The following is a 25,492-nucleotide window of genomic DNA, read 5'->3' as shown; positions in this document are numbered from 1 at the left end:
AAAAATATCATGCCTAAATCTATCAATTCCCGCAGACAATTTTTACAAGGCTGTTCATACGCCATCGCATCGATGGCCGGTGCGCGCCTGACCAATTTATCTTTTGCGCAAGACAACAATCCATCGGACACTTTGGTGGTTGTGTTTTTACGCGGCGGCTGGGATGCGCTGAATGTTGTCCCGCCGCTGCAGGGCGATGATCGCGGCTTCTATGAGAAAGCACGCCCCAACCTGCGCATTACGGATCTATTGCCGCTCAACGATCAATTTGGACTACACCCCGCGCTCGGTCCATTACATGACCTGTACCAGGCCGGCAAGATGGGCATTGTCCACGCTGTTGGTTTGGACCACGATACCCGTAGTCACTTTGATGCACAGGAATTTATCGAACTCGGCACGCCCGGATTAAAGAATACAACGTCAGGCTGGATCACCCGCCACTTGCAGGAGACGGGTGTCAATTCCATTTTGCCGGTTGTTTCCACAGCGGGGCAGCCCACGTCTCTGCTTAATTTTGTACCCACTGTCAGCGTAAATTCGCCTTCTGATTTTTCGCAATGGGGCAACGATCTGGTCGGCTCACAGCAGGCCGCATTGCGTCAACTATACAAAGGCAGCACGCTTTTACATCAGGCCGGCGCGCGCACATTGGATGCGTTAAGCATTGTCAGTCCGCTGGTGGAGCAGGACTATCAACCGTCAAATGGCGCGACCTATAACGACGATGAACTCGGTCAGCAGCTAAAGACCATCGCGCAAATGATCAAACTGGATGCAGGTCTGCGCGTGGCCGCCGTGGACTTTGGCGGCTGGGACACGCACGAATATGAAACCGATGGCAACGGCGGCTATATCGGCGACCTGCTCAATCAACTTTCCTCCGGTCTCGCCAATTTTTATCTTGACCTTGATTCAGGTTACACAGACCGTTTATCAGTGGTGGTCATCAGCGAGTTTGGACGGCGCCTCGTGCAGAATGAATCCTATGGCACGGATCATGGTCACGGCTCGGTGATGTTAACGCTCGGCGGCAATGTCAACGGCGGACAAGTTTTTGGTAACTGGCCCGGTTTGCACAACGATCAGTTATACGATCACGCCGATCTCGCGGTCACAACAGATTATCGTCAGGTATTAAGTGAATTGCTTAGTAAACGGCTTGGGAATTCAAACATCGAAAATATCTTCCCCGGCTTTTCAGGAAAATATAATCCGCTCGGGATTTATAGATAAAAAACTCCCGCAGGAAAAATCCTGCGGGAGTTTTTCTTTAATCTGCGATGACCCAGCGATTACGGCCATTATTCTTTGCTTCGTACATTGCATTATCTGCGCGGTTCAATAAAGTATCCCAGGTATCCACGCCATTTTTAAACTGGGTAATGCCAATACTGATGGTGATACCTATCGTCTGCTGGTGCTGATTAACATGCACGGCCATTTCACGTATCTGTTTGCACAAACGTGCGGCTTGTTCTGCGGCGGCATTTGCGTTGGAACTCGGCAAAAGAATGAGAAATTCCTCCCCGCCGTAACGCCCCGCGAGATCAGGGTGACGAATATGATCCTGCAATTGATTGGCAACCTGTCTTAAGACCTCATCCCCCACGGGATGTCCATAGGTGTCATTTACAATTTTAAAATGATCCACATCCACGACAGAGATCGAAAGCAGACTGTTATATCTTTCGGCGCGCAAAACTTCATCCTGAAGTTTTTTTACGATCATACGCCGATTAAGCAGCGAAGTAAGCGCATCAATCTCCGCCACCTCCTGCGCCTGAACCATAACCGCTTCCATTTCGATCTGTTTATTGCGGGCGATCTTCTTGGTCACTTCACTCTCGATCTGAAACAGTTTTACCTGTCGATTCAATCGCTCAACAACTTCGTGAAAAGCCGAAGCAGAGTCGACTTCTTCAGCGATAAAAAGCGCGTGCTCTTTCGAGACGGGGATCAACACGCAATCACAGATGATTGAGAAACCCTCTTCACCGATCTGGACTGGAAGCTTTACGACCCAATGTTCTTTTGAATTTAAGTGTAGTCTGGAAATGAATTGACCATTTTCGCTCGGAGAAAAAAAATCCCCCAGCTTGTTCGCAGCAGGGAATAATTTCTTACAAGAGCCGAAAGCGCTATTCCATGAAACCAATGTACCGTCATATTCCACCAATGCGATCATGGCATGAATATTTTCAAGTAGGTTTCCCACATCATACGTTGAGATTAACTCCACCAATGGTTTCATAAACTCAATTTTAGCCCATTCATCGCATTTTTTTGTCCACCTTACAATTTTAGCAACCGTCCATCACTCCCTAACGCGGACCTCTTCTCCCGAACTGGCGCTCCAATGCATCCACTGATAAGTGGATCATTGTTGGCCGCCCATGCGGACAAGTGCGCGGAGATGCGCAAGCTTCGAGGTCATTTAACAAGGCACGCTGTTCTTCGGTTGTGAGAGTCTGTCCGCCTTTGACAGCCAGCCGTTTACAAACACGCGCCGCGAGTTTGGCTTCCACCTCAGCCTGCAATGGGGTTTCATCTTCTTCAAAATCTTCCACCAGCGCACGCAACGCAAAAGAAGGATCGCCGCCCGCAAACAAGGCAGGCATGGCGCGGACTTGAAATGTATTCGTGCCGAATTCTTCCACTTCAAAACCAAAGTGATTTAAGAATGGCAATTGAGACATCAACGCCTTTGCAGATTGTGGAGGCAGAGTCACAACTTCGGGAGCCAGCAGGGATTGAGATGGAATACTCTTTCGATCATGCTGTGCCATTAACTTTTCAAATAAAACACGCTCATGCGCCGCATGTTGATCCACGAGATATAAACCATCAGGCCCTTCGGCAACAATATAAGTCGAGCCGATCTGACCGATCAAACGCAAAAGAGGAACAGGGGCGAAAGACGGACTTTCGACAAAACTAAAGATCTTATCCTGACTTCTAAAGCGCACTTCTGCTTTTGTGGGATGAACATTCACATCCACATCTTCGGGATCAATATCCAAAAACAAAGCAGTCAGCGGATAACGTCCCACCATCAGCAGGGTGTGATACGCCTGAAACAAAGCCGTGGTCAACGAGAATTCCTGCACCCAGCGCCCGTTGACGAAGAACGTAATTTCCTTGCGATTGGAACGTGTCAGTGAAGTCGGGCTGATAAAGCCAGTTAAAGATAGTCCTTCTTCCACAGCCATCACTTCGAGCATTTGCTTGGCAACATCCACGCCGTATAAGGCAGCGAGGATCGAACGCCGGTCACCGTCTCCGGCGGTTTGCAATGTGGCTTGCTTGCCATCGGTCACTTTGAAGCGCACATTCGGATAGGCCAGCGCATAACGCGTGACCAGTGAATCAATTGCGCGTCTTTCGGTCACATCTGTTTTCAAGAATTTCAAACGCGCAGGCACGTTATAAAATAAATTTTCCACGCGCAGCACGGTCCCAACCGGCGCGCCAACTTTTTCAACCTTGCCCGAAATGCCCCCGTCCACTTTTAAGCGCGCGCCTTCTTTGGCAGAAGCAACACGCGATGTAATACTCATGTGCGAAACGGAACCGATCGAAGCGAGAGCTTCGCCCCGGAAGCCTAATGTCGAAATGTGGAACAAGTCTTCGGACTGAATCAGTTTCGAGGTCGCATGACGCGCGGCGGCCAACTCCAACTCGTCGGCTGGAATGCCGTGTCCGTCATCCGCCACTTCGATCAAAGTCCGCCCGGCATCTACAATTGAAATGGAAATATTTTTCGCGCCCGCATCGAGCGCGTTTTCAGTTAATTCTTTCACAACAGAAGCAGGGCGCTCAACAACTTCACCCGCAGCGATTTGCGAAGACACATCGGAAGACAAAAGACGAATAGGCATTGGCAGATTATAATCTCCGAATGCGATTCACAACTATTTTCTTTGATCTCGACGACACCCTCTATCCATCCAACGCCGGGCTATGGCTGGCCATCAAAAACCGCATGAATGATTTTATGCGCGAGCGAATGAATATTCCTGAAGCTGAAATTCCGGCATTGCGTGAAAAATATTATCTGCAATATGGCACAACTTTGCATGGCTTGAAAAAGCATCATAACATCAGCGAAGAGGAATTTCTGGCTTACGTGCATGATCTGCGCCTGGAAGATTACCTGACTCCCGATGCGCAGCAACGCGAGATCATCGCTTCGCTCCCAACCCGCAACCTGATCTTTACAAACGCAGACATTCCCCACGCTGAAAGAGTGCTGACCGCGCTGAATCTGCGTGACCTCTTTTCCACCATCATTGATGTAACCACGGTCGCTCCATATTGCAAACCCATGCCTGAAGCGTTTTCGATTGCAATGAAACTTGCCGGTGAAAGTGACCCGGCGCGTTGTATCATGATCGACGATCTCAAGCGCACCACCCGCGCCGCGAAAGCGATCGGCATGTCGAGTATCTTGTTTGGCGAAACAGCCTCAAGCGAAGATGCCAGCGCGAGTCTTTTAGACTGGAATGACTTAACGGATATTATGGAGAAGTTGTAAATGGAAAACACCCGCGCGTTTTGGGGCGGATTGGCTTTTATCATCCTTATCGTTGGCGTAAATGCCATCATGTATGGCATGGTGCGTTCGATCACCCACTCCAGCCGCAAAGGGACGAATTTTCTCGAATCGATGGGCAATATGTTCAACCCGTCGAATCAGAAAAAAGACAACTCCATGGAGGAACTGCGCCAAAAAATTGAGGATTTAAACGGGGGTAAGAAGGATAATCCGCCTGACTCTGAATAGTGGAACCATTTCTTACATAAATCGTATAAAGAATTCAGCAAACATTAATCCCCGAATGGTATCTTCCAGGGATCGTAAAGTTAAAAATTGGAGACTATTATGAATAACACTTTAAAGACTATTTTGCTTGTGCTGGTCGTGATCGTGATCGCGCTTGGTTCCTTCGCAGGCGGATTTGTAAGCGGACATTTACTACCCTTTGCAGGCATCCCCGGGCTCACGGAGCCAACCACATTTGTATCTCCCACCACCTCACCGGCGCAGCAATCCGTTACCCCGGCGGAACTTCAATCGCTCTTCTCGCCTTTCTGGGAAGCGTGGACTATAGTCCATGAGTATTATGTGGATCAACCCGTAGACGATGTCGCGCTGATGCGCGGCGCGATCAATGGCATGATGAACGCACTCGGCGACCAGCATTCCACTTACATGGATCCCAAGGATTTCGCTAATGCGAACTCAAGCCTTTCAGGTGAATATGAAGGCATCGGCGCATATGTAGATACCACCACCGAATACATGACCATTACCAGCCCCATCCCCGGCTCGCCCGCTGAAAGCGCAGGCCTGTTACCCGGCGACCAGGTGGTTGCCATTGACGGCGAAGATATGACCGGCGTGGACGCAGAAGTGGCGCGCACCAAAGTACTTGGCCCCGCCAACTCCACTGTCCACCTGACAATTTTGCGCGAAGGTGAAGCAGATTTGCTTGAGTTTGACGTAGTGCGTGCAAAGATCACTCTGAAATCAGCCACAGGCGAAATGCTTGAAAACGATATCGCCTATATTCAAATCACCACTTTCGGCGATAAAACCACACCCGAATTATTGGCCGCGCTGACAGATCTGATGGCGCAAAATCCCAAAGGTATCATCCTTGACCTGCGCAACAATGGCGGCGGATATTTACAAACCTCTGTTGAAGTAACATCCCAATTCATCGCTGAAGGCGTTGTGCTTTATGAACAATACGGTGATGGCACACGTACAACCTATGATGTCATCTCTGGCGGCATGGCAACCGACCCCAATATCCCCATGGTGGTGCTCATCAACGAAGGCTCTGCTTCCGCTTCTGAGATCGTAGCTGGCGCTTTGCAGGATACCGGGCGCGCGCAACTGATCGGCGTTACCTCCTTCGGAAAAGGCTCCGTACAAAATTGGATTCCCCTCAACGGAGATAATGGCGCGGTACGTGTGACCATCGCCAAATGGTTAACTCCCAGTGAAAACACCATCCACGATATCGGGCTCACTCCCGACGTGGTCGTGGAACGAACCGAGGAAGATTTTAAAAACGAACTTGATCCGCAGCTCGATAAGGCTGTGGAAGTCCTTTTGGAAATGATCGGAAAGTAATACTTAGCACTGGAGGTAAAAATGTTTTTCAGTCCAACTTACTTAATGTACATGATCCCCGCCTTCATTTTGATGGCACTCACATCGTGGTATGTCAAAGCCGCGTATAACAAATGGAGCCGTGTCCCCACCCAGAGCCGGTTGACCGGCGCGCAAGCCGCGCAAAGATTGCTATCCACGGGCGGCATGGTCGGTGTACAAATTCAAGGCGTGGCCGGAAATCTAACCGACCATTACGACCCGCGTAACAAGACTCTCTTCCTTTCGCCGGGCGTGGCCAATGTGGCATCTGTCGCATCGGTTGCCATCGCGGCGCATGAACTCGGTCACGCAATGCAGGACGCAGAAGATTACTTCCCATTGCGCTTCCGCTCTGCGTTGGTACCGATCGTCAACATCGGTTCCAACCTCGGCTGGATATTGATCATGATCGGACTCTTCCTGCGTTTCACCGAACTGGCCTGGCTGGGTGTGATCGTCTTCGCCGGCGGAGCGGTCTTCGCCCTCGCCACCCTGCCCGTGGAATTTAACGCATCAGCCCGCGCGAAGGAACTGCTCGTGCAAACCGGCATCATCCAATCTGACGAAGAGCAGCGCGGCGTCAATGCTGTGCTCAACGCAGCCGCACTGACTTATGTCGCCGGTCTGGTGACTGCCATTTTGCAATTGCTGTATTACGTCTCCCTCGTCAGCGGCGGCAGACGCAGATAAATAAAAACCATAGACTTCGGAAATCTCCTTTGATGCATCAAGAACAGAATGCCTCTTAAAAGATTTCCAAAGTCTTAATATCAAAAGAGCAGGCCTGCGGGTCTGCTCTTTTGATAAGTGTATAATCATTACGATGAAAAAATTATTTGTCGTTGTCATTCTCTTTCTTGGCATTGCAGTCGTGGCGATCAGCTTCAGCGAACTTGAAACGATCATGCTCACGCTGCGAAAAGCACATCTCACATTTTTCATTCTTGCCATCATCGTGCAATTGCTATGGTTCATCACCACAGCGCGCATGTACCAATCCATTTTTCATTTATTGGGTGTGGACGAATCCACATGGACCTTGAGCCGAATCGCCACAGCGGCGAATTTTATCAACGTGGTGGCACCCACTGCCGGCGTGGGAGGAATCGCACTCTTTGCATCCGAAGCGCGCCGGCGCGGACATCCCGCCGGTAAAGTGACCGTGGCCGCGGCCCTCTTCCTGCTTTTGGATCAAACCGCATTCCTTTGCATTCTCGCACTGGGATTGATCATCCTCGCCCGCCGCAATGATCTGGATGCCGGCGAAATCTCTGCTTCGATCTTTTTACTTGGCATCGCCCTCAGCTACGCCTTCGTTTTATATCTCGGCTATCGCTCTGAGGAAAAACTTGGAAAACTGCTCGCCGCAGCCGCACGCGGAATTAATCGCATCGTCCGCATCTTTCGCAAGCATGAATACTTAAGCGAAGCCCGCGCACATGAATTTGCGCACGAAGTTTCAGAAGGCTTTTCAGGCCTCACTGAAAAACCATCAAGCTTGATCCGTCCCATCCTCTGGGGAATTTTAGACAAAGTTTTATTGATGTGCATTTTGATGTTTTCGTTTTTATCCTTTGAAGTTCCCTTCACAGCAGGCACCATCATCGCCGGCTTTTCCATTGCTTATCTTTTTCTGATCGTCTCGCCCACACCTTCGGGCATCGGCATCGTTGAAGGACTCATGCCCATCGCGCTCACCTCGCTCAACGTGGACTGGAGTCAGGCAGTGCTCATCACGCTCACCTATCGCACCGTCACATTTTGGGTGCCCTTCGGCATCGGCGCGTGGGCCTTCCGCTCACTGCACACAGGCGGCGAAGAACCATCGGCCATTGATCATGCTTAAATCCTTACTCGACTATTGGAAACGGGATGAACAAACCGCGCCGAATTTTTCAGCGTGGAAAATAACCCCCGCGCGCGCCGCACAAACGCATCCCTTCCCTAACGATCTGCCTGACGCGCTTCGAGAGACATTATCCACCCGTGGCATTCATCTGCTTTACTCCCACCAATACGCCGCATGGATTCAAAGCCGCGCACAAAAAAACATCATCCTCGCCACCGGCACTGCCAGTGGAAAGACTCTCTCATACAATCTGCCCGTCCTGGCTGCCATGCTCGAAAACAAAGACTCGCGCGCGTTATATCTATTCCCGACCAAAGCTTTAGCGCAAGATCAGTTTTCAGTAATCAGTGGACAGTTATCAGTTTTGCGCGGACTGATCACTGATCACTCATCACTGACCACTAGCATTTACGATGGTGATACTCCGCAATCTGCCCGCTCTGCGATCCGTAAAAACGCGCGCATTGTTTTATCCAACCCCGATATGCTCCACACAGGAATCCTCCCGCATCATTCCAACTGGAGCGATTTCTTCAGCAACTTAAAATTCATCGTCATTGACGAAGCCCACACCTACCGCGGAGTCTTTGGCTCGCACGTTGCCAACGTCATCCGCAGACTCAAACGCATCGCAAAATTTTATGGCGCACAACCGCAATTCATTCTCGCATCGGCCACCATTGGCAATCCCAAAGAACTGGCCGAGACTTTGGTCGAAGAAGATTTTGAACTCATTGATAATGATGGCTCTTCACGCGGCGAACGCCACTTTATTATTTACAACCCGCCCGTCACCGATGCATCCCTCGGCCTGCGGAAAAGCAGTCTGCTTGAAAGTGTGCGACTGGCAAATGATTTACTCAATCACGATATTCAATCGGTTATATTTGCAAGAACGCGTAGAAGTGTTGAAATTATTTTGACGTATTTGCAAGGACAGGCGGGAGAAGTGAGAAGTAAAAAGGAAGACCCTTCTCACTTCTCACTTTTTACTTCCAACTCCATCCGCGGATACAGAAGCGGCTACCTCCCGCATCAACGCCGCGAGATCGAGCAGGGACTGCGCGACGGCACAGTCAAAACCGTCGTTGCCACCAACGCCCTTGAACTGGGCATCGACATCGGCGGACTGGGCGCAGCAGTCATTGTCGGCTACCCCGGAAGCATCGCCAGCGTACGTCAGCAGGCCGGCCGTGCAGGGCGCGGAGATGACCCCGCAGTTTCGATCATGGTCGCATCGCCAAGTCCGCTGGACCAGTTTCTCGCGCATCACCCTGATTATTTCTTCGGCAGTTCGCCCGAGCAGGCACTTGTCAACCCGAATCATTTATTAATTCTATTGGAGCATTTACGCTGCGCCTTGTTTGAATTGCCCTTTGAAAAACACGAAGGCTTCGGAAGCATCTCTGATGAACTGCTTGAAGAATATCTAAATTTTCTGCTTGCCAACGAAGAAGCGCATTTCTCGAACGAAAAATATTTCTGGATGAAGGATCAATATCCCGCCGCCAATATTTCACTGCGCTCCGCGTCACCGCAAAGCGTTGTGCTGCAATCCACCGCAGAAGATGGCCGGCCAATCGTCATCGGCACCGTGGACAGCGAATCCGCGGCGTGGATGGTGCATCCCGGCGCGATCTACATGCACGAAGGCCAGCAATATTTTGTGCAGGAATACAATCTCGCAGAGCACATCGCACAATTAATTCCCGTTGGACTCGATTACTATACCGAAGCGCAAAGAAACTCCGAGATCGAAGTCACCAGCGAAACAGAACACGAGACTCTTTCTGCCTGTGAAAAAGCATATGGCGAAATTCAAGTCACCACACAAGTAGTGGGATTTAAAAAACTGCGCTGGTTCACTTATGAAAATCTGGGCGAAGCAGTGCTTGATATGCCCCCCTCAGAATTACAAACCACCGGCTACTGGCTTTCACTCTCCGAAGAGACCACCGCTCGTCTGCGCGAAGCCGGCAACTGGACCAACGACCGCAACGACTATGGAACAAGCTGGCCAAAGATTCGCGAAAGCGTCCGCAGACGGGACCAGTTCAAATGTCAGGTGTGCGGCGTTGTTGAGTCAGATAAACAACATGATGTGCATCACAAGATTCCATTCCGCACATTTACATCCATTGATGAAGCCAATCGCCTTGAAAATTTAACAACCCTCTGCCGAACCTGTCATCAGAAAGTGGAACAAAACGTGCGCATCCGCAGCGGACTCGCCGGCCTCGGGTTTGTACTCGGCAACCTCGCGCCATTATTTTTAATGTGCGATCCGCGTGACCTCGGCACCCAAACCGACCCGGCCTGGAAACCCGCCAACGGGCTGCCCTCCGTTGTGCTTTACGATCTTGTCCCTGCGGGTATTGGCTTCAGCCAAAAACTTTTTGAGATCCATGATGAGTTGATGCAGCGCGCACTTGAATTGGTCAGCGAATGTCAATGCGAAGATGGCTGTCCATCGTGCGTTGGCCCCGGCGGCGAAAACGGCGTCGGCGGAAAAACAGAAACGCTTGAGATATTAAAAAGTTTGCAAAGGTAAAACATGAACAACAAGCGCGATATCAACCTGCTCTTTGCCACACGCATCATCCGCCTTTTTTGTTATGGCTTTCTCTCGGTTGTCCTTGCGCTTTATCTCGCAGAAACAGGCCTCACCGAAAAACAGATCGGCCTGCTCTTCACCCTCACCCTCGCCGGCGACGCGGGCATCTCATTGTGGCTCACCACCAGCGCGGATAGGCTCGGGCGTAGAAAGACTCTTTTGATCGGTGCCCTGCTCATGGTCGGCGCGGGACTCGTGTTCGTCGTCACCAACAATATTATTCTGCTCATGGCCGCCGCCATCATCGGCGTCATCAGTCCCAGCGGAAACGAGATCGGCCCTTTTCTTTCTGTCGAACAAGCCGGCCTGACTCAATTGATCTCCAACGAAAAACGCACAAAAATTTTCGCGTGGTACAACATGGTCGGCTCGTTTGCCACTGCCACAGGCGCGCTCACCGGCGGATGGCTCGCACAAATTTTACAAAGCAGCGGCTGGACTCAACTGGAATCATATCGACTCGTCTTAATGGGATACGGACTCGGCGGCCTGATCCTGTTCATCCTCTTTCTCTCGCTCTCTCTTAACGTTGAAGTGGATACCGTTCATCAGGCAGACTCTCCCCGAAAAATTCTCGGCCTGCATCGTTCACGCGCGGTGGTTTTCAAACTCAGCGCACTCTTCGCCCTCGATGCCTTCGCCGGCGGATTGATCGTACAAAGTATGATCGCTTATTGGTTTCATGTTAAATTCGGTGTGGATTCAGGTGTACTGGGCAGCATCTTCTTTGGAGCAAACGTCCTCGCGGGGATTTCGGCCTTACTGGCTGTACCACTTGCTGAACGCATTGGATTAATCAACACGATGGTCTTCACCCACATCCCATCGAATATTTTGTTAATGCTCGTCCCGCTCATGCCAACCCTTCCGCTCGCCATCGGACTTTTACTTCTGCGTTTCAGCATCTCGCAAATGGACGTCCCCACACGTCAATCCTACACAATGGCCGTCGTCGCCCCCGACGAACGATCCGCCGCATCTGGCGTGACCGCCATCGCCCGCTCCGTCGGCGCATCCCTCTCCCCCATGTTAACCGGCCTGCTCTTCAGCATCCCCGCCCTATTCAACGCCCCGCTCTACCTAGCCGGCGGACTAAAAATCATATACGACCTATTATTATTCCGGGAATTCCGCGCCATCAAACCACCCGAAGAAAACTAAGAAAGTATCTTCTTTGCCCAAAGTCGCACGCCAGGCCCCCCCCTCGTTCCCCGTTGCAAATCCGTTCATCCGTTCCGTTGAAACATCCGTTGCTATTTCCGATGCAACAACTTCAAAACAAACAACGACGACCCCTGAATCATCAACGCCACCAGAATAGCGGACCCGAACGAAACCGCCAGACTAACCTTCTCAACTAGTAAACTTAACGTAATAAAAAATCCCGTAAAAGCGAACATCCCATATAACAATCCGCGCAGAACATGCGCCGCCGCAGCTGGACCCTGATCTCGATGCGCAAAGATCGTCAGAATGGTGACATACAACGGAATGGTCGTCAACAATCCCGTTAGACGCGGACCGATAAAAGGGGCAATGCCGGTTAATAACAGAATGAAACTTGTCCCGATCAATATCCGCACGGGAATATCCCAGCGCCCGGGTTTGGTTTCGCTTTCCTTTTCAACCTCATCCTTTGGCATTAACCACAGCCCAACAGCCAGCGCCGTACAAAGAACACCGATCACCGGCAACAGCGGATATGTAAAACTTTGCAAAATAGTCGTGCTGATCGCAAACACCAGCAGACTGCCGCCAATGGCAACCGGCCAGCGGAAGCGCGTCGCCAGCCAGGAATAGGTCAACGCGTACGCCACAAGCGAGAATCCGCCGCTCAAGACACCCAAAGCCGCGTTGGCAGCAAAGGCTTTATCATGACTCAGTGCCACAAAGAAGATCACCGGCCCCGAAGTGAGCGGCATCCCCACGATCCAACCGCTGACGGCGGGGCCCCATTTTCTTCCAGCGAGACTGGCAGAACCAATAATGATCGGAGCGAGAATTAATTTAAGAGCAAGTATATTCATCTTAAGTACACATCCAGTAAACGGTCATCAGAATTGAAAAATCCGCGGCCATGTGACCAAGCACCGCCGCCAGCAGACCGCCGTCTTCGCGCAAGAATTGCCGCCACAGCCAGCCGGCCGAGGTCAGGATCATAACAGCAAACAGCACAGACGAAAGCGGCACCCGTCCCCACAGAATGATCGCATGGTAACCTGCGTACACAGCATCGATCACAAATATTTTTTTGGTGGCATTTCCCAACACGCCGCGCCAGAAATATTCTTCAACAAAGGGATTGACCAGTGAGAAATAGGCAATGAAGGCAGCCCATGAAGAAGAGTTTAATCCCAAAGATATTAACTGCGCGGGCAGGTCATGCGCTATGCCAAAGGAATGCCAGAGAAAGTACAAGCCAATTCCGCTGGTGCTGCAAAAGAGCACACTGATAATGATCCATTTGGGATGACTGCTTTTGAAAAGAATATTAAGCGGGACACGGGGGCGCAAAATCGCGAGCGCAATCAAGACTGAAACATGAAACCCGAGCAGAGTCAGCCATGCATTTTTGAATAAAAACAACCCCGCCCAAACAGCGAGATAAGGCAGGACGAAGACAATCCATTTTTTATTCATTGGATCACTATTTTAAACCCCGAAGCAAACATTCCCTGCTAGCTGATTTCTGTAATGATCGTACGTGTTGCACCAGTGGACATTAAAGCCCCCGCAACCGACTCCGCTTTGGCCTGCTCCACCAAAGCGATCATATTGCCGCCCCGCCCGCTGCCGCTGAGTTTGGCGCCGAGCGCACCCGCGTTACGCGCAGCTTCCACTAATTTATCCAATTCGGGAGAGGAGATGGTCATTTCCTGTAACAGGGAATGGTTATGATCCATAAGGTCACCGAGTAATTCAGGGTTTCCGCTCGCAATTGAACGGCGGGCGATCAATGCGATCGGTGCGATCTCGTTAAAAAACTCTTCAAAGGTGGTTGAATCTTTTAACCACATGCGGCGCAGGTCGCTGACTGATTCCTTCGTGGGCGCAGGAATTCCTGTGTCGCCGATGACGATCGTGAAAGGCTTGCCTACCTTGAATATTTCTATCGGTTTCCCTTTGATAAAGTAAACGGGCATGGCATACGTGATGACCGTGTTATCGATGCCTGAGGGTGTGCCGTGATGATATTTCTCACTCTCGTATACCAGCAGGTTAATTTCATCGTCGGAAAGAGGACACAAAAGGAAGGAAGAAAGAGCGCGGATCAATGCAACCGATACCGCAGCACCAGACCCCAACCCTGCCGCGACCGGAATGCTGGATACAATATTAATTTCAAGACCGGGTGTTTGCGAAATGCCGCAGTGTTGAAAAAGTTTGAGAATAACCGAACCAATTGGATGGTCAGCAGGAAGCGCATTCAGTCCGGCGTGCAGATTAATACCGGGGGCGTTGATAAATATTCCTGCGCGGGGCGAATCTAAAACTTCGACATCCACATGAACTTGTGTGACGGGAACCGCAAGCGCGGGGCGGTTATACACCACTGCATGTTCGCCGAAGAGAATGATCTTGCCGGACGCAGATGCTTTCATGGAAGATAAAAGATGGCGAGTACGGTTACTCCCCACAGAATCATGGCGATCTGAAACGGACGGTCTGACAATAAAATTTCCTCAGGCGCGCCGCCCGCGTGTTTGACCTCGATCAGATAAAGATAACGGAAGATGGTGTAAACCACAAAGGGAATGGTTAACATCATGCTGTGATTTTCGGGCACGTTGGGCGCGGAGAATGTATATAGTGAATAGGCAACAATGGTTGTGGCAGAAACGATCATAATGTATTGATCGAGAAGCGGCAAAGTGTAGCCATCCAAGACTTTGCGATGCGAGCCTGCGCCCTGTACGAGCAGCGCCAATTCGGCGCGGCGTTTGCCAAAGCCGAGGAAAAGTGAAAGCAGGGTCATCACAACATACAACCACGGTGAGAATCGTTCCACTTGAATGAGCGTAACACCGGCGCCCACGCGCAGCACAAAGCCCGCTGAAATAACGAGGACATCCACAATGGGAATATGTTTAAGCCATTTTGAGTAGGCCATGATAAGCAAAAAATATACGCCGACCACATATCCGAAAGCTGGCTCCAATAAATAACCGGCCCCAAGCGTGACTACCGCCAATACAATTCCGGCAGTCCACGCGGCTGGCATGGGAAGTTTCCCTGATGGGATCGGGCGATTTTTCTTATCAGGATGCTGACGATCTGCTTCAACATCGGCAATGTCATTGAAAATATATACGCTGGATGAAATCAGGCAGAACAAAGCGAAGCCAGCCAGTGTTCGCAGGAAAGAATCAAGTACGAACAATTGTTTGTCGAATACTATTGCAGCAAAGATAAAAATATTTTCGTTACCCATTGCCGCGGACGCATGGTTTTTAGGAGAGCAGTTAACATCCGTCTATTTTACCTGATACAATATTTTCATGCCGAAAACTCGTTTGGATGTTTTACTGATGGAACGCGGACTGGCCGAATCACGCTCGAAAGCCCATGCCTTAATTATGGCGGGACAGGTGCGCGTGAACGATCAAGTCGCCCTGAAACCTGCCACTGCGATCGACACAAAATCCACGCTGACAGTTGACTCCGGCCCGCGCTTTGTCTCGCGCGGCGGCGAAAAACTGGATGCCGCACTGGAAACTTTTGCCATCGATGTCAAAGGTCTGGTGTGCGCCGATGTAGGCGCATCCACTGGCGGCTTCACCGACTGCATGTTACAACGCGGCGCAGAAAAGGTCTACGCCATTGATGTCGGCAAAGGTATTCTGCATTGGAAATTAAGAAACTACGCGCGCGTGATCGTGATGGAAGAAACCAACGCACGCCATGTTGAGTCACTGCCGGAAAAGATTTCCTTTGTTACAGTAGATGCTTCTTTTATTTCATTAAAAATCCTGCTGCCCGTTGTTAAAAAATGGTTCGATCTCTTTCCGCCTTCTGTGGATGAAGAAAACAGAAAAGAAGAAAGAACGATTCTCGCCCTCATCAAACCCCAATTTGAAGCCGGCAAAAAAGATGTGGCCCGCGGCGACGGCGTGATCCGCGACCCCGGAATACACAGACTGGTTTTATTGGACGTGTTGAGATACGCAAAACAGGAAGGCTTTGGCTTGCGCGGATTAATCAAATCACCGCTGCTGGGGCCAAAAGGCAACGCAGAGTTTCTGGTCTGGCTGGATTTTCATACAGAAGACAAATCCATTGAAGAATTGGTAAATGAAGTTGTACCCGAAGAGGCAGAATGAATTGTCCAAAGTGCAACACCGACCTGGTAAAAAAATATTACAAAGGCATGATCGAAGTCGACTCCTGCCCCAACTGCCGCGGCATGTGGCTCGATTTCAATGAGTTGGATAAACTGGAAGATGTCATTTTCGACGATGATATACACAAGGGGTCACTGGTGCATTTTCAATCCAACACGAATTTTCCATGTCCACACTGCGGATCAGGGCTGGAAGAATTTCAATATCGTTTATACGATCTCAAACTCGATTACTGTGCCGAGAATAGTCACGGCTTTTGGCTCGACGCGGGAGAGGACGAACGCGTCATCACTTATATGCGCCAGCGCGCGGAGGATATTCAACGCAAAGCCGATGCCGAAGCCACCTGGAAGCAAACCTTAAAAGAAATGCATTTGTTTCTGAAAAAAAGAAAATAAAAAAAATCCCGCAGTTTAGAACTGCGGGATTTTTTATCAATTTAAGCCTTGCTTCTTCGTAAAAAGAATTTCGTGATCTCTTCCGCCACGGCTGGCATAAGCGCAAGCCCAACCACCAAACCCCACTCACGTCCGCTTAGGAAGTGCGTATTAAAGATCGGCTGAAGGAATGGCACAGCACACACAAGTAACAACAGCGTGATCGAAATTCCGACCGCGTATTGCATATATTTATTCGAGAAAACGCCAATCGAAAATAGCGAAGCGCGCTCCGAACGCACGGTATAAGCACGGAACAATTCGGCAAGCGACAATGTGACGAAAGCCATGGTCTCTGCAGTTTGGACATCCACACCGCGCCAGTCGTGCGCGAGAACAAAAGACAACGCATTCATTCCTGACGGGATAATTGATCCTGCTTCAAGATGCCACGCCAACCCTGCCACAAATGCCCCCAGCACTGCACCGGTTTGGACAATGGTTTGGATCACAATTCCGATACCCATCGAACGATTCACGATCGGCTCGGATTTGGCACGCGGCTTTTGATCCATAATATCGGGGTCACCCTTTTCCATGGCGAGCGCCAACGCGGGTGCGCCATCTGTGATCAAGTTGAGCCACAAGAGTTGAATAGCGGTCAACGGCGCGGGCAGCCCTGCCAATGTGGCGAGGAAGATAATCATGATCTCTGCCACATTTGAAGAAAGCAGGAAAAATACAAACTTGCGGATATTGCTGTAGATAATGCGTCCCTGCTCCACTGCCGCAACAATGCTCGCATAATTATCGTCTGTGAGAACCATATCTGCAGTTTCTTTGGCAACATCCGTACCGGTGATCCCCATTGCCACACCAATGTCTGCGCGTTTGATGGCGGGCGCATCGTTCACACCGTCGCCGGTCATCGCGACAATTTCATCATTGGCTTGCAGCGCGTCCACGATGCGCATTTTGTGCTCGGGAGAAACACGGGCAAAAACATCAGTATCTTCGATGATGCCCTTAAGCTGATCGTCACTCAATTCATCGAGCTGCGCGCCTGTCATCACCTTCTTGCCGGGACGTAAAAGACCAATCGCTTCGGCAATCGCCTTGGCTGTGTTGGGGAAATCGCCCGTAATCATCACCGTGCGGATGCCCGCATGGCGCGCATGTTCAAGCGCGGGTTTCACTTCGGTGCGCGGTGGATCGATCATACCCGTCAAGCCAACGAAGACGAGATTTTCCTCCAGTTCATCCGCTTTAATTTTTTCAGGGTCATTTGGAACGTCTTTATCCAAACGATACGCCAGACCGATCACACGTAACGCATCTTTGGTCATCGCATCATTGGCAGCCAGGATTCGATCCTTTACTTCCTGAGTCATTGGCTGGGGCTTGTCGTCCATGCCTTGATACCGTGTGCATAGATCAAGCACAATATCAGGTGCGCCTTTAACAGCGATCACATCCCAATCTTTATGTTTCTCATCATGAAACGGAGAAAGGTCCTGCGGCTGCGGGTCACGCACATCATGGATGGTGATCATGCGCTTGCGCTCTGAATCGAAAGGCACTTCATTCTCACGTGGATAGGCTTCTTTTATATCCAGATGAATTGCCCCAGCCTTGGCAGCAGCCACCAAAAGCGCACCCTCTGTCGGGTCGCCTACGATGCGGTAGGTCGTCTGTGATGTTTCGTTTTCGCCTGTCGTTTCGAGTAGTGAGTCATTATTCAAAAGACCCAGCCAGAGCGTGGAAAGAATCGCCGGATATTTGGTTACATCCACTTTCGCACCGTCTACTTGAAATTCACCGGTGGGTGCGTAGCCTGTACCTGTCACCTGGATGAATTGATTATCTGCCCAAAGACGGGTAACGGTCATTTCGTTTTGAGTCAATGTTCCGGTCTTATCCGAACAAATTACAGTTGCAGAGCCAAGCGTCTCAACTGATGACAACTTGCGGATGAGCGCATGGCGCTGGATCATCTCCCGCATTCCGAGTGCAAGCGAGATCGTCACTACAGCAGGCAGACCTTCGGGCACCGCCGCGATCGCCAGGCTGATGGCGATAATAAAGACTTCGGTGATCTGTTCTGCGAATTCCGCAAAATATCCCAGCGGACTTGTGAACAGGTCACCGATATTTGTTTGGTTGATCAGCGCCACAATAAAAACAACCGCAACCAAAATCAATGATCCAATACTGAGCGATCTGCCAAGTTGGTCAAGTCTGCGCTGTAAGGGTGTTTCTTCGGTTTCAACATTTTGCAGCATGGTGGCGATCAAACCGAGTTGTGTGTGCATCCCCGTGCTGGTGACCACACCGCGTCCACGTCCATAATTGACGAGCGTGCCCATGAAGGCAGTATTCTTTCTGTCACCTAATGGAACATTTTTCTCAAGCACAGTCGCCGCATTCTTTTGCACGGCAAGCGACTCACCCGTCAGCGAAGCTTCTTCAACACGCAAATTTACAGCTTCAAGCAAACGCAAGTCAGCGGGGATAAAATTGCCTGCTTCAAGAAAAACGATGTCGCCGGGCACCAGGTTATAGGAAGGCACAGAACGACGAACACCATCCCGCATTACTTGTGCATCAGGCGCGGCCAGTTTCTTAAGCGCGGCCAATGCCTGCTCTGCACGCTGCTCCTGCACAATGCCCAGCACCGAGTTCAGCACAACGATCGCCATGATCGCGGCGGCTTCCACATAATCACCAAGCAGAGCCGAGATGACAGAAGCCACGATCAGCAGGATCACCACAAAGTTATTTAGCTGTGCCCACAATAAGGCAAGAAACCCAGGACGTGGCGCTTCCTTCAATTGATTCGGGCCATAATGCCGCAAACGAGCTTCAACTTCTCCGGAAGACAACCCGTCATTTTGCACCTCAAGATGTTTTAAAACATCCTCGGCCTTTAGCGCATACCATTCGTGTTCATGTTGCTTTTCTTCGATTCCTGTTTCAGACATGTATCTTCTCCAAAAAAATAATGGTACATAAAACAAAGCCAAATAAAAAGACCACCACGCAAAATGTGGTGGTCTTGCCAACGCCAATAAGCGCACGAATCGCCGATGGCTGCGAAGCAAGCCAATGGTATGACGACAATCCATCCTGTGGGAGACAGGCAGCTACTCCCCAACCAAAGACAGTGTACTCCACTGTTAAAGTCACTGTCAAGGAAAAGGGTTTACAATATAATAAATTTAAAATAGTGGATGCTTCACTTCTGGAGGGAACATGCCTGTCATAAAAACGCCTGTAACGCGGGAAGAGTTCAAAGTATATTATGCACTTCGATACAAAGTTTTACGCGAGCCATGGGGACATGCAAAAGGTACCGAAAAAGACGATTATGAAGCGATCAGTGAACACTTTATGGCTGTGGATGAAAAAACGGGCGAGGTATTGGGCGTGATCAAATTGTATGAAAAAGCGCCTGGCGTGGGACATGTTTCGCATATGGCTGTATCTACAACACATCAACACAAAGGGATTGGGCGTTTCCTGGTTGAGGCAGTGGAAAAACGCGCGCGTGAACGTGGATTCAAAACTTTAGGCGCGATGTCTCGTGTAACTGCGACTGCATATTTTGAGAAACATGGATATCATGTAGCGGGCATTCCCACACCTCATCTGGGAACCACTCATTTGGTTTGGATGGAAAAAGAGTTGTAAAACTGAAACCAAAAAGGGCTTGCTCAATGTATTGAGCAAGCCCTTTTTGTATTTAGCTGGTTTAATCTGCTGGTTGTGGTTTTGGCATTCGAACAAATAACCCAACGATAAAACTGAAAATTGCCTTGAAGGGAATAAACACCCAGTCTACAAGTTCGTTGATGATCCCGATTCCTTGTGCAAGCCAGATCAGAATAAAACGGAATTTTTGTAAAAATGGACTGTGTGCATAAGCCAGGGCAAAGACGATGGTTGCAACCGAAATTCCAAAGCGCAGCAGGTCTGGAATTTCAACATGCCAAACCTGATCGAGAATCAACTCCACGCCGATATTCAATACCAAAATATACGCGGCCTGTTTTAAGATCGGCTCGCGTTCCACAGCATAACTAAAGATTCCTGCCGCGAAGCTCATTGTCAGAATGCCGATGCCAACTCCCAACATCACCACCCAGACCATATCAGACAACGAAACAGCAGCAACAACATTATCAATACTAAAAATAAGGTCCATGATCTCTACCGTCAACACTGTAGCCCAAAACGACTGCACTTTGATCGGCTTGATTTCACCGTCTTCATCCCCGTCGCCGCTGGTCATATCTTCAAGACTATCAAAAGCAAGATGAATCAAATAAAATGCCCCGATCAGTTTGATCCATGAATTATGGATCAGGAAACTGGTCAGAAACAACATTGCGCCCCGTCCAACATAGGCTCCCAATAAGCCAACACGCAGAGCCGCAAGTCTTTGATGTCCGAGGAATGGGTCTAATATTTTTCCGAGTTTTTGCAAACCAGCCGGCCAGGGCACATCCTGGTCATCAGGCAGCGGCGAGACAAGCGCACCGATTACAGCCGCATTATCAATGGATAAAATTCCCTCCAGGAAGATCAATTGCAAAACAATAACCACAATCGGCCAATACTCGTTCATATATTTCTCCACAGCGCCAAATTACAATTTAATTACGCACTAATTCCAAAGTCTTTTTTCCAACAAACAAGGCCGCCACAATTCGTGGGGGCCTTGTTAAATGTTAGTGAGTGTTCCATTTAACAAAATATCGGGTAAAAACACAGGCGGCTACGCCCAGAACTCCATTAGTGTATCTATTCACAAATGGGTTGTCAAGCAACATACCCAGACAAAAGTATTTGGAAACGGGTACAATTTGTCCTATGATTAAAACCAAGTCACCTCTTGTTTACTTCTTCCTAACAGTCATTGTGATCGCCTTGTTGACTCTCTTTGGTCCCGAAGAAAAATCATTAGGTTCGAATGTGCGGATTGTCTACCTGCACGGAGCCTGGGTACTGGCTGCAGAAGCCGCCTTTATCACAGCGGCTCTCGCCGGACTTTTAGGCCTGATCCTGCGTAAGGACATTTTCCACGCCTGGTCCGCTGCACTTGGCCGAACGGGCATCATATTCTGGCTGACCTACCTGCCGCTGTCACTGATTGCCATGCAAGCCAACTGGAATGGATTATTTCTTGCCGAGCCGCGTTTCCGCATTGCCATGATCTTCGCCGTCACCGGCATATTGCTTCAAACCGGATTATGGCTTTTCAATATCCCATGGTTAACTTCATTGGCAAATATTCTTTATATCATCGCCTTGCGTGTGATCTTTGCAACTGCACAAAATATAATGCACCCGCCCCCATCTCCCATCTTTAATTCAGGCTTGTGGAACATCATTCTCTTTTTTATTGCGCTAAATTTCCTCGCATGGATTGCAGGCTATTTTTTGACGCGCTGGTTCCTACTCTTAAAAACAAGCGAATAAAAAAACCTTGCGCATCCGCTTTCAACTCATCACCTTCATGTTCCTTCGCACCATCCTGAACACTGCTCACAGGATGGTGTATCCATTTTTACCCATCTTCGCCCGCGGACTCGGCGTGGATATTTCCACCATGTCACTATTGATGACAGGGCGCTCGCTCCTTGGCGCGGCCAGCCCCTTGTTTGCGCCCATCGCAGACCGGCGCGGACGTAAATTTGGCATGTTACTCGGCATATCTATTTTTACAATAGGCGTCGGGCTGGTTGCCCTCCACCCCAGCATCTTTACACTCGCCGCTGCACTCATTCTCGCCATGCTTGGGAAAGTATATATTCGACCCATCCATGCAAGCCTATTTCGGCGACCGTATTCCGTACGCACAGCGCGGCACAGCACTGGCAGTCACTGAAGTGGCTTGGTCCATGTCATTTATTATCGGTGTGCCTGTGGTGGGCTTTCTGATCGATACATTTGGCTGGTCTGCGCCATTCCCTTTTTTCACACTACTTGGGCTGGTCATATTTTTTGTCATCTGGCGCATCGTCCCCGGTAAAGATCCACACCACGAACTGACCAATAACTCACGCGCCGGCTACAACGCAGTCTTCACATCCACGCCCGCATTGGCGGGCATTTCCATCGCCATGTGGGCCAGTGCGGGCAATGAACTGGTCAACGTGATCTTTGGCGTTTGGCTGGAAGATTCATTTGGATTAAGGATCGCCGCCCTCGCAGGTGCCTCTGCTCTGATCGGCATTTCAGAATTAAGTGGAGAGGGACTGGTGGCCTTCACCACCGACAGACTCGGCAAACCGCTCGCATTAACTCTTGGATTGGCAGGCAATGCTCTGGCTTCGATCCTGCTTCCCTTCATTGGACAAACCCAAACCGGCGCACTGATCGGATTATTTCTGTTCTATATCACATTTGAATATGTCATGGTCAGCCATATCCCGATGATGACAGAGCTTGTCCCTTCAGCACGAGCCACCATGCTGTCTCTAAACGTAACAGGTCATTCGATTGGACGCGCACTGGGCGCATTTCTAGCTGCAATCATCTATCAACGTTATGGATTTATGTTCGTAGCATTGACCGCTGTGCTCTTTAATGCGGCCGGACTATTGGCATTACGCAGAATGCAAAAGGGATAAATGTTTCTTTTCTTCGCCGGATTATTTCTGATAATCGCGATTTTATATATTCTTGTACCGCCGTTCTTTGGACCGCCTTCCGTCCCCACCCGGCATGAGCGCATCCGCAAGGCATTACAACTCGCTGATCTGCAGCCCGATGAAGTTTTATACGACCTCGGCGCAGGCGATGGGCGTGTGCTCGTGATCGCAGCAAAGGAATTCGGAGCGCAGGCAGTGGGCGTTGAGATCGGGCCTGTGCAATGTGCTGTCAGCTGGGGAAAAGCCCTTTGGAACAAAATCAGTTCAAAGGTCAGAGTTGAAGCGAGGAATTTTTATCATGCTGATCTTAGCAATGCGGATGTCGTCTTTGCATACCTCACATCCGATCAGGCAGGTCGTCTTCAAGAAAAATTAAAAAGAGAATTAAAAAGCGGAGCAAGAGTGGTTACGGTAGCCTTCAATTTCCCCGATTGGGAGCATACCAGTCTGGATAGGGAAAACCTGATCTTTCTATACAAAAAATAAAAAAACCCTGTCTTGCGACAGAGTTTTTTTATTTTTTGTAGTGTGGATTACACACCGGCGAGGCTGGAGTTGACTTTGCTGAACACATTGCCGATAATTGGTCCGAGGATCATAAGGGCCGCAATAACGACGATGGCTACCAAAACGAGGATTAGAGCATATTCAACAAGACCCTGACCTTTTTCTTTGGGGGCGAATAACATGGGGGGAAAATCTCCTTTCTTTTGAATTTCTCAGGAAGGTCTCCTAAGATGACTTTATTGTACACGGTCTGCACAAAAAAACAAGAGGGGTGATGACTTTTTTTCTTAACAGTTATGTTAGTCTTTTATTAAAAAAATTATACTTGGCTAAGACTCGAATTTATTTTACTGAAAGTGTTGCCGATCATCGGGCCGAGAAGCATCAAAGCTGCAATAACAACAATAGCAATTAAAACAAGAATAAACGCATATTCGACAAGACCCTGTCCTTTTTCTTTGGGAGAAAATAACATGGGAGCATACCTCCTTTTCATAGAATTTCTCAAATTTTGTTGCGAGATAGTTTTATTTTACATCGAATACATTAAATAGCAAGAAATTCAAAGAATATTACAGCCTGACAATCCTGTTAGTTTTTGGCAAAAAACAAACAGGAACTATCTTTCCTCCAGAAGAAGCATTCTGTGGTTAAATTGAAGGAAGAACATCAAAATAACTCAATACAGTGGTGAAAAAATGCTCATCCATTCAGCGTCTCAACTTCTCACGCTCGCAGGCGGCCCGCAGCGCGGACATGCCCTAGGTACACTTGGCATCATCAATAACGGCGCAGTAGTCGTGCGTGATGAAAAAATTGTGGCCGTTGGCACCTCAGATGAACTCAAACTTGCCTACCCGGATGAACCCACACTCGATGCTGGTCATTGTGTTTTAATGCCGGGGTTTGTAGACCCGCATACCCATCTGATCTGGGCGGGAGACCGTGCCAATGAGTTTGAAATGAAAATGGGCGGCATGGCCTATCTGGATATTCTTGCAGCAGGCGGCGGAATTCTTTCAACCGTCAAAGCCACACGCACTGCCAGCATAGAATCACTCATCGCCCAAACCCGTCCGCGTTTGCTGCGCATGTTCGCACACGGCACAACCACTGCTGAAGCAAAAACCGGCTATGGTCTGCAAACTTCCACTGAGCTGCGTTTGCTCAAAGCACTGCTCGCGCTCGATGACGAAAGTCCGCTTGACCTCGCGATCACCTTCCTTGGCGCGCACGCCATCGCACCAGAATTTAAAGACAACCCGCAAGGCTATACCGATGAAGTGGCCAACACCATGCTCCCAATGTTAAAAGAATGGTGGGAGACTCACGCTCCGCGGCTGCCTCTGCCCTTTGTGGATGTTTTCTGCGAAACGAAAGCATTCGACCTTGAACAGTCGCGTCAAATCTTAACGAAAGCAGGGTCGCTGGGATTCCCACTCAAGATCCACGCTGACGAATTTGACAATCTTGGCGGCGCATCGCTTGCAGCAGAATTGGGCGCAGCCTCTGCAGATCACCTCGTGCGGACTTCTGACGCAGACATTGCCGCACTCGGCAAATCAGATACCGTCGCCGTCTCACTGCCATGCACGCCCTTCGGACTCGCCGAACATGATTACACTCCCGCCCGCAAACTGATCGAAGCAGATGCCATACTGGCGCTGGCCACAGATTGCAACCCCGGCACAACCTGGAATGAGTCGATGCAGTTTGTGATCGCCCTGGCCTGCCGCGCCATGAAGTTAACACCCGCAGAAGCCATCGCCGCAACAACGATCAATTCCGCCCACGCAATTCGCAGGTCCGATACGATCGGCTCCATCGAAGCGGGAAAACAGGCAGATATGTTAATCCTGTCTGTGCCTGATTATCGTCAGGTTGGGTATCGCTATGGGACCAATCTTGTAAAGCAAGTCATCAAGCGCGGGCGGGTATATTCCGTGGATGTTGGCTATTACCGAACAGCGTAACAAAAGGT

The 25,492-nt window shown here is 49.8% G+C and carries 26 protein-coding genes; 16 read left to right on the top strand and 10 right to left on the bottom strand.

Annotated elements, in window-relative coordinates:
* The first annotated feature begins 9 nt into the window (after window positions 1-9).
* The gene (locus IPL71_RS00385) at window positions 10-1,236 is read left to right on the top strand and encodes a DUF1501 domain-containing protein (protein WP_345317995.1); all 1,227 of its coding nucleotides are present in this window, start codon (window positions 10-12) and stop codon (window positions 1,234-1,236) included.
* A gap of 37 nt (window positions 1,237-1,273) precedes the next feature.
* Here the strand turns inward: IPL71_RS00385 and IPL71_RS00380 are convergent, their stop codons facing one another.
* Together IPL71_RS00380 and mutL are read right to left on the bottom strand one after the other, a co-directional pair.
* Window positions 1,274-2,254, bottom strand: a complete 981-nt coding sequence (locus tag IPL71_RS00380) for a GGDEF domain-containing protein (RefSeq protein WP_345317994.1) — start codon at window positions 2,252-2,254, stop codon at window positions 1,274-1,276.
* Between the two features lie 70 nt (window positions 2,255-2,324).
* Window positions 2,325-3,881, bottom strand: coding sequence for a DNA mismatch repair endonuclease MutL (mutL, locus tag IPL71_RS00375; protein WP_345317993.1), 1,557 nt, complete (start codon window positions 3,879-3,881; stop codon window positions 2,325-2,327).
* Between the two features lie 20 nt (window positions 3,882-3,901).
* Here mutL and IPL71_RS00370 point away from each other — a divergent pair, with 20 nt between their 5' ends.
* The 7 genes from IPL71_RS00370 (at window position 3,902) to IPL71_RS00340 (ending at window position 11,790) form a co-directional block, all read left to right on the top strand.
* Window positions 3,902-4,537 (top strand): pyrimidine 5'-nucleotidase, encoded by a 636-nt coding sequence (locus IPL71_RS00370; protein ID WP_345317992.1) that lies wholly within the window; start codon window positions 3,902-3,904, stop codon window positions 4,535-4,537.
* Window positions 4,538-4,786 (top strand): hypothetical protein, encoded by a 249-nt coding sequence (locus IPL71_RS00365; protein ID WP_345317991.1) that lies wholly within the window; start codon window positions 4,538-4,540, stop codon window positions 4,784-4,786.
* Window positions 4,787-4,885: 99 nt separating this feature from the next.
* A complete protein-coding gene (locus tag IPL71_RS00360; RefSeq protein WP_345317990.1) occupies window positions 4,886-6,145 on the top strand; it encodes a S41 family peptidase in 1,260 nt (419 codons plus the stop codon).
* Window positions 6,146-6,166: 21 nt separating this feature from the next.
* A complete protein-coding gene (locus tag IPL71_RS00355) occupies window positions 6,167-6,856 on the top strand; it encodes a zinc metallopeptidase (RefSeq protein ID WP_345317989.1) in 690 nt (229 codons plus the stop codon).
* A 133-nt stretch (window positions 6,857-6,989) separates the two neighbouring features.
* Complete coding sequence (locus tag IPL71_RS00350; RefSeq protein WP_345317988.1) at window positions 6,990-8,012, top strand: lysylphosphatidylglycerol synthase transmembrane domain-containing protein; 1,023 nt, start codon at window positions 6,990-6,992, stop codon at window positions 8,010-8,012.
* Complete coding sequence (locus IPL71_RS00345; protein WP_345317987.1) at window positions 8,005-10,566, top strand: DEAD/DEAH box helicase; 2,562 nt, start codon at window positions 8,005-8,007, stop codon at window positions 10,564-10,566. Before IPL71_RS00350 ends, IPL71_RS00345 begins: the two co-directional genes overlap by 8 nt.
* A gap of 3 nt (window positions 10,567-10,569) precedes the next feature.
* Entirely contained in the window at window positions 10,570-11,790 is a 1,221-nt protein-coding gene (locus tag IPL71_RS00340) for an MFS transporter (protein WP_345317986.1), read from the top strand.
* Between the two features lie 92 nt (window positions 11,791-11,882).
* On the opposite strand, the gene IPL71_RS00335 is transcribed toward IPL71_RS00340, so the two are convergent.
* From IPL71_RS00335 to IPL71_RS00320, 4 genes are read right to left on the bottom strand one after another with little or no spacing between them, the layout of a single operon-like run.
* Entirely contained in the window at window positions 11,883-12,656 is a 774-nt protein-coding gene (locus tag IPL71_RS00335) for a hypothetical protein (protein ID WP_345317985.1), read from the bottom strand.
* Window position 12,657: 1 nt separating this feature from the next.
* Window positions 12,658-13,269 (bottom strand): CPBP family glutamic-type intramembrane protease, encoded by a 612-nt coding sequence (locus tag IPL71_RS00330; RefSeq protein ID WP_345317984.1) that lies wholly within the window; start codon window positions 13,267-13,269, stop codon window positions 12,658-12,660.
* 38 nt (window positions 13,270-13,307) lie between these two features.
* Window positions 13,308-14,231, bottom strand: coding sequence for a mevalonate kinase (gene mvk / locus IPL71_RS00325; protein WP_345317983.1), 924 nt, complete (start codon window positions 14,229-14,231; stop codon window positions 13,308-13,310).
* Entirely contained in the window at window positions 14,228-15,061 is an 834-nt protein-coding gene (locus IPL71_RS00320; RefSeq protein ID WP_345317982.1) for a decaprenyl-phosphate phosphoribosyltransferase, read from the bottom strand. The genes mvk and IPL71_RS00320 overlap by 4 nt, the downstream gene beginning before the upstream one ends.
* 67 nt (window positions 15,062-15,128) lie before the next feature.
* Between IPL71_RS00320 and IPL71_RS00315 the strand changes: the two genes are divergently transcribed.
* The gene (locus IPL71_RS00315; protein WP_345317981.1) at window positions 15,129-15,950 is read left to right on the top strand and encodes a TlyA family RNA methyltransferase; all 822 of its coding nucleotides are present in this window, start codon (window positions 15,129-15,131) and stop codon (window positions 15,948-15,950) included.
* A complete protein-coding gene (locus tag IPL71_RS00310; protein ID WP_345317980.1) occupies window positions 15,947-16,369 on the top strand; it encodes a zf-TFIIB domain-containing protein in 423 nt (140 codons plus the stop codon). The genes IPL71_RS00315 and IPL71_RS00310 overlap by 4 nt, the downstream gene beginning before the upstream one ends.
* A 41-nt stretch (window positions 16,370-16,410) precedes the next feature.
* Here IPL71_RS00310 and IPL71_RS00305 read toward each other — a convergent pair whose 3' ends face one another.
* Window positions 16,411-19,329, bottom strand: a complete 2,919-nt coding sequence (locus tag IPL71_RS00305) for a cation-translocating P-type ATPase (protein ID WP_345317979.1) — start codon at window positions 19,327-19,329, stop codon at window positions 16,411-16,413.
* Between the two features lie 271 nt (window positions 19,330-19,600).
* Here IPL71_RS00305 and IPL71_RS00300 point away from each other — a divergent pair, with 271 nt between their 5' ends.
* Window positions 19,601-20,038 (top strand): GNAT family N-acetyltransferase, encoded by a 438-nt coding sequence (locus IPL71_RS00300; protein ID WP_345317978.1) that lies wholly within the window; start codon window positions 19,601-19,603, stop codon window positions 20,036-20,038.
* 61 nt (window positions 20,039-20,099) lie between these two features.
* Here the strand turns inward: IPL71_RS00300 and IPL71_RS00295 are convergent, their stop codons facing one another.
* Window positions 20,100-20,975, bottom strand: coding sequence for a MeeY/MeeF family manganese export membrane protein (locus tag IPL71_RS00295; protein WP_345317977.1), 876 nt, complete (start codon window positions 20,973-20,975; stop codon window positions 20,100-20,102).
* Between the two features lie 245 nt (window positions 20,976-21,220).
* Between IPL71_RS00295 and IPL71_RS00290 the strand changes: the two genes are divergently transcribed.
* From IPL71_RS00290 to IPL71_RS00275, 4 genes are read left to right on the top strand one after another with little or no spacing between them, the layout of a single operon-like run.
* Window positions 21,221-21,829 carry a hypothetical protein gene (locus IPL71_RS00290; protein WP_345317976.1) on the top strand — a complete coding sequence of 203 codons (609 nt, stop codon included), beginning with the start codon at window positions 21,221-21,223 and terminating at the stop codon, window positions 21,827-21,829.
* Window positions 21,830-21,836: 7 nt separating this feature from the next.
* Window positions 21,837-22,238, top strand: a complete 402-nt coding sequence (locus IPL71_RS00285; protein ID WP_345317975.1) for an MFS transporter — start codon at window positions 21,837-21,839, stop codon at window positions 22,236-22,238.
* On the top strand, window positions 22,174-22,983 hold the full coding sequence (locus tag IPL71_RS00280; protein WP_345317974.1) for an MFS transporter: 810 nt from the start codon (window positions 22,174-22,176) through the stop codon (window positions 22,981-22,983). Before IPL71_RS00285 ends, IPL71_RS00280 begins: the two co-directional genes overlap by 65 nt.
* A complete protein-coding gene (locus IPL71_RS00275; protein ID WP_345317973.1) occupies window positions 22,984-23,490 on the top strand; it encodes an SAM-dependent methyltransferase in 507 nt (168 codons plus the stop codon).
* Window positions 23,491-23,537: 47 nt separating this feature from the next.
* On the opposite strand, the gene IPL71_RS00270 is transcribed toward IPL71_RS00275, so the two are convergent.
* The gene (locus tag IPL71_RS00270; RefSeq protein WP_345317972.1) at window positions 23,538-23,693 is read right to left on the bottom strand and encodes a Flp family type IVb pilin; all 156 of its coding nucleotides are present in this window, start codon (window positions 23,691-23,693) and stop codon (window positions 23,538-23,540) included.
* A gap of 137 nt (window positions 23,694-23,830) precedes the next feature.
* The gene (locus tag IPL71_RS00265) at window positions 23,831-23,986 is read right to left on the bottom strand and encodes a Flp family type IVb pilin (RefSeq protein WP_345317971.1); all 156 of its coding nucleotides are present in this window, start codon (window positions 23,984-23,986) and stop codon (window positions 23,831-23,833) included.
* Between the two features lie 223 nt (window positions 23,987-24,209).
* Between IPL71_RS00265 and hutI the strand changes: the two genes are divergently transcribed.
* Window positions 24,210-25,484: an imidazolonepropionase gene (gene hutI, locus IPL71_RS00260; protein WP_345317970.1), complete on the top strand. Its 1,275-nt coding sequence runs from the start codon at window positions 24,210-24,212 to the stop codon at window positions 25,482-25,484.
* The last annotated feature ends 8 nt before the right edge of the window (window positions 25,485-25,492 follow it).

It is taken from the genome of Candidatus Villigracilis proximus, from assembly GCF_016717045.1.
GTDB lineage: Bacteria > Chloroflexota > Anaerolineae > Anaerolineales > Villigracilaceae > Villigracilis > Villigracilis proximus.
This window is presented reverse-complemented; position numbering and strand designations above follow the sequence as displayed.